Origin of the sequence: Pseudomonas sp. SIMBA_041 (assembly GCF_046535095.1) — a bacterium.
GTDB classification, from domain to species: Bacteria; Pseudomonadota; Gammaproteobacteria; order Pseudomonadales; family Pseudomonadaceae; genus Aquipseudomonas; species Aquipseudomonas mucoides.
Map to the genome: position 1 here is coordinate 1 of NZ_JAWRXJ010000442.1, position 264 is coordinate 264.

Annotated in this window: 1 protein-coding gene; it reads left to right on the forward strand. The window is 65.9% G+C overall.

Annotated features, from left to right (window positions below; all coding sequences use genetic code 11):
* A partial coding sequence (locus SB725_RS31840) for a type VI secretion system contractile sheath domain-containing protein (protein ID WP_410923439.1) occupies positions 1–264 on the forward strand: 264 nt, incomplete at both ends.

Below are 264 nucleotides of genomic sequence, written 5' to 3' on the forward strand. Positions count from 1 at the left end.
GTGGCGCAGCCTGCGGCAATCGGAGGATTCCCGCTACGTCGGCCTCGCGATGCCACGTTTTCTCGCGCGGCTGCCGTATGGCGCGCGCACCAATCCGGTCGACGAATTCGACTTCGAGGAAGACACCGACGCCGCGAATCACGACCGCTACACGTGGGCGAATTCGGCTTACGCGATGGCCGCCAACATCAACCGCTCGTTCAAGCAGTTCGGCTGGTGCTCGTCGATCCGCGGCGTCGAGTCGGGCGGGGCGGTGGAAGGGCT